Consider the following 4,502-nt stretch of genomic DNA (forward strand, 5'->3'; position numbering starts at 1 on the left):
AAACGCACACCACGCACAAGAAGGAGCTGGACTCTTTACTCACGCTGAAATTCCAGGCATTCAAGAAATGCGAGCTTGTGCCTATATGAGGTATAGATGTATATGATGCGTATTAGTGTTCCGTATCCAGCTAGAGTGTCGGGTCTGTATCCCACCTTCACCCCCCCCACCTGGAGCAAGCTTGCACTGGCTATGCTTACCTCCAGTCTGTTGGCTGTCGTCGCTTCGCCGAGTTGGGCCCACGACCTGAGTGAGTCCGTCTCGCTCGGCATGGTCTTGGGCGCGTCGGGTCAATGCCAGGAGGGTCTCGGCGGGTTGGTCACGGAGGACGGGCAGTCGCTGGACGGAGACACCTGCCGGGGCGGCATGCCGTTTCAGCTTGAATTGAGCGTTCGCCCGAGCGAGCGCGACGAGTTCTACGCCCTGCTCGGCTATGCGGTGGACAACGGCCTGAACGCCGTCTCCCCCTTCGTGCTCGCGCCCTGGGCGGTGGATCTGGAGGACGACCTGCGGGACATCAACGGACGCGCGCGCGATTATCTGCTGCAGGCTTGGTACAAGCACACCTTCTCGCTGGGCGAGGAGGCGACCCTCGGGACCACCTTCGGCATTATCGACTCGACCGCCTATCTCGACGAGAACGCCTACGCCAACGACGAGTTCACCCAATTCATGAACGAGGCGTTCGTGAACTCCGGCGGCTTCAATCTGCCCTCCTACGATGCCGGCGCGGCGCTCGAGCTGGCGCTGGGGGACTGGGAGATCAAGGCCGCGGCACTGAACATCGGGGAGAACGACGACGGCAACAACTACAACTTCTGGGGCGCGCAGGTCGGCTATCGTCTGGAGAGCGCGCTCGGGGAAGGCAACTACCGCGCCGTGATCACCGGCACCTCCACGGCCTTCTTCACGCCCCGCGCGGACCTCGGCGAGGCGACGGCGGCGACGGACGGGACGGACGAGGCCGCGCAGGACGGGGCGCCGCTCGCCGCGGACGACGCCTCGGAGAAGACCGATCTGATGGGCTACGGCCTGTCCTTCGACCAGGCCTTCGGCGATCATCTGGGTGCCTTCCTGCGCCTGACCTGGACCGACTACAAGGACATCCTCGACTACAGCGGCCTCTACACCGGCGGTCTGAACATCGGCGGGGGGCTCTGGGGCAGGGAGGCCGATACCGTCGGCATCGCCTACGGCTATCTCGACGGTGCCGACACCGGCATCGCCGACACCAACGTCGCCGAGCTCTACTACCGCTTCGCCGCCAACGACTTCCTCGCCCTCACCGCCGACATCCAGTACATGGCTGACGATTACGACAGCGGCGAGGACATCGAGGGCTGGATCTTCGGGCTGCGCTTGGTCTCGGAGTTCTGATGAAATCGCCTCCGTTGCGTCATGCCCTATTGCAGGGGCATTTCACCTCGCGGCTACCCAAACCCACTAGAGTCGACGCGGTTTCATGACACAAGAGAATCTCCTAAACCGTGTCGCGTCGAGGCGATCTTTCACTTACTTGGATAGGACCGCCTTTCCACGGCACACGTTAAGCCTGGGTTACGAGGCGCATCTCGCGCAACTCCGGCGGCTGATTTAGGAGTTATAGCGAAACAGCGGGACGTTCCACTCAGCGACAAGGCCGTGGCGTGTCCAGACGATCTCGTCAACCGGCAATTTCAGGCGCAGCTACCGAATGCCCTGTGGGTGTCGGACTTCACCTACGTCTCGACTTGGCAGGGTTTTGTCTACGTGGCGTTCATCATCGATGTCTTTGCCCGGTGCATCGTGGGCTGGAAAGTCTCCAGTTCGATGCGCACGGCGTTCGTCCTGGATGCCCTGGAACAAGCCTTGGCGGTCCGTCGCCCCGCCCGCCAGGGCGCGTTGATCCATCACAGCGATCGGGGCTCCCGGTACGTCTCGATCCGCTATACCGAGCGCCTGGGTGAAGCCGGCATTGCCCTGTCGGTGGGTAGCGTCGGCGACTCCTATGACAATGCGTTGGCGGAAACCATCAACGGGTTATACAAAGCCGAGGTCATCCATCGCCAGTCTTGGAAGAACCGCGAGGCTGTGGAGTTGGCCACCCTCACCTGGGTCGACTGGTTCAATCACCGACGGCTCCCGGGGTCGATCGGGCATGTGCCACCGGCCGAGGCGGAACCGGAGAGTCGCGTGTCGCTCGTGAATCCGTCCGGGGGCTCCTGCGGCCGGACGGACTCGCTCCTTGGCGACGACCTGTTTTGGCCCCGGTTCGCCCCGCTCCGGGCCGCGCTGCGCCACGACGTGCGCCCGAAGGGCGCGGTCGGGCTGCGCACGGCCCTGCGACGAATGGCTCGACGGCGTGTCGGATGCGCTCTGCATACCGCCTTCGCGGCTGCGCGACCACGGCCGCTTCGCCACTGCGGCGGCACGCACGCGCCGACGCCTACCGGGGGCCGCTCGGCCTCGCTCCGCTCTCCATGCCTCGCGGAGACGCTTATTATCGAGAACTCAACGAGTTTGCCCTGGTGGCGTGACTCACACCAACGAGTCTCCGAGATTCCCCGAGCGGTTCACTTGAGGATCCGCCGTCGAGGTTGATGGCGCGGTCGACCCTCCAAGGCGTCAGGTCGTCCGGGAAAGCGAGAATTGCCTCAAGCTCGGCGAGGGTGAGACCGCTCGGGGTCGCACCGATGACCCAGTGTCCGCGCCAATCCGTGGCGACGAAGGTTCTGCGCCGCGGATCGGCGGTGGACAGTCCCCGCACCGGACGTGCGTTTTCCACGAGATAGGGGCCCGTCTGCAACAAGGCGGTGATGTGTGGGTGATCATGGAACCGACCACGCCGGACGAGGTGGATGCCGCGCTCGTCGCTGTAGATTTTGCCGCTCGGGAATTTTGCGGTCCCGAAGCGATTGATCCGTTGTCCTTTGGAAATCACGAGCTCGCACGGCTGCCGATCCGGATGGAAGAAGCCGCCGTTGACCCCGGCCACGCAGCCCTCGCTGCGGAATCTTGATAAAGGCGAGGTCCGCGCTGATGTCCTTCCTCTGCGACTCCCCGGCGGGCGCCCAGTCCGCGGCGAGCGCGTTCGAAGCCGGCAGCAGAAGGGCCAGGAGGAGAATGCGCGGCCACGCTGGACGGGCGTTGAACGACCTGCGCATGCGACCGGCTCGCTCTCGTCGGATCGGCGTCTTCATCGACCCGGCTGCCGGAATCCTTTCACTGGTCCTGCATCATGGCGTCGAGCTGCTTCCAACTCAGATAGAGGCGTTGCCGGTATCCCGGCAGCTCGCGGAAGTCCCAGCGCCGATAGAACGCCTTGGCCGGTTCGTCGATGCAGTCGAGGATGACCGCCACGACCGGAAAGATTCGGCTCGCCAGGTGACAATCCAAGAGCGCCTGCGCGAGCAGGCGGTGCCCGAGACCCAAACCTCGGTGACCCACGTCCACGCCGAGCCAGGCCAGCACCGCCACCGGTAGATCCCGGCGGGGCAGGTGTCGGATGAGCTCCGGCGGCAGGTCGGAGAAGTCGACCTGAGCGGTTGCGAGCGTATAGAACCCGGCAATGTCGCCCGGTCCGGCGATCAGCGCCTTCGTTGCAGACAGGCGCTTGTCCTGATTCTGCAGCGCCTTGGTGGCGAGCCAGTCGTCGACCTGAGCTTGGCCGCAGCGGAAGACCGCGCGCGGGTGCCTCTTGCGAAGGGGCTCGAGACGGTAGCCGTCCGGGAAACGGACAGCGTTCATTCGCCCCGCATCAAGGCACCGAGTGCGTGCTGCGCCTCGGTGAGCCGAGCCGGCTCGTCGAGCGCCTGCCAAAAGGCAAGCTGCTCGTCGGCGGTCAGGGCGATGACGCGCTGCCGGGCGGCGCTCAGCTCGCGTTGCGCCTGAGCGACGACGACCGTACGCACGTAATCGCTGATACTGACGTGGCGCAGCTTCGCCGCCTGCGCGACGCTGTCCTTGCTGACGGCGTCGAGACGGACCATGAGACAGGTCGACGGGCTGGTCATCGGCATCCTCGGATCGATCATGATGCCGGAAAACGTATAGCGCTCTGCAATACATGTCAAGAGTGGCCTACTCGGCCGGCAGAGCCGGAAGCGTCTCGCGCCACAGCTCGGACTCGGCCGCCTTGCGGACCTCCTCGCTGTCGAGTCCGTCGCTGCGTTGCGTGGTGCGCGTCGCCGCATCCGGTCGTCCGACGGCGTGCACGGCCAAGGGGCTGCCCGCGCCGGTCAGGTCCTCGACGGTGAGGGTCTCCAGGGTCGGGAAGTGTCCGGTCTCGTAGAGGATCGCCAGCCACTCGTCGAGATTCACCCGGGTCCAGTCGACGCGCGCGAAATCCCGGATGTCGATCCCCGAGCACTCCGGTGATTGCGCCTCGCCCCAATCGCGTCCGAGCTGCGGGCGGATCTGTTGGTTCAAGATCCGCGCGAGCGGGGTGTTGAAGCAGCAATAGCTCTCGCGCTTCTCCACGCACCAGGTCAGCACCTCTTTTTTACAGTAGGATCCGACGCGAT

General features: G+C 64.7%; 5 protein-coding genes and 1 pseudogene. 2 read left to right on the forward strand and 4 right to left on the reverse strand.

Translation table 11 applies throughout. The features are described 5' to 3' along the window. The first annotated feature begins 192 nt into the window (after positions 1-192). Together BLV04_RS24020 and BLV04_RS24025 are read left to right on the forward strand one after the other, a co-directional pair. The gene (locus BLV04_RS24020) at positions 193-1,377 is read left to right on the forward strand and encodes a carbohydrate porin (RefSeq protein WP_245732022.1); all 1,185 of its coding nucleotides are present in this window, start codon (positions 193-195) and stop codon (positions 1,375-1,377) included. Positions 1,378-1,554: 177 nt separating this feature from the next. Then, positions 1,555-2,160: pseudogene (locus BLV04_RS24025) on the forward strand (IS3 family transposase); the annotation flags it as partial. Positions 2,161-2,479: 319 nt separating this feature from the next. Here the strand turns inward: BLV04_RS24025 and BLV04_RS24030 are convergent. From BLV04_RS24030 to traN, 4 genes are all read right to left on the reverse strand, one after another. Then, positions 2,480-2,974 (reverse strand): phosphodiester glycosidase family protein, encoded by a 495-nt coding sequence (locus tag BLV04_RS24030; RefSeq protein WP_342721930.1) that lies wholly within the window; start codon positions 2,972-2,974, stop codon positions 2,480-2,482. Between the two features lie 227 nt (positions 2,975-3,201). Further along, a complete protein-coding gene (locus tag BLV04_RS24035) occupies positions 3,202-3,726 on the reverse strand; it encodes a GNAT family N-acetyltransferase (RefSeq protein ID WP_093038649.1) in 525 nt (174 codons plus the stop codon). Then, the gene (locus BLV04_RS24040) at positions 3,723-3,992 is read right to left on the reverse strand and encodes a type II toxin -antitoxin system TacA 1-like antitoxin (RefSeq protein ID WP_093038653.1); all 270 of its coding nucleotides are present in this window, start codon (positions 3,990-3,992) and stop codon (positions 3,723-3,725) included. Before BLV04_RS24040 ends, BLV04_RS24035 begins: the two co-directional genes overlap by 4 nt. Positions 3,993-4,059: 67 nt before the next feature. After that, on the reverse strand, positions 4,060-4,502 hold a 443-nt coding region (traN, locus tag BLV04_RS24045), incomplete at its 5' end, for a conjugal transfer protein TraN (protein WP_175534795.1).

The sequence above is a fragment of the Thiocapsa roseopersicina genome (genome assembly GCF_900106925.1).
GTDB lineage: Bacteria > Pseudomonadota > Gammaproteobacteria > Chromatiales > Chromatiaceae > Thiocapsa > Thiocapsa roseopersicina.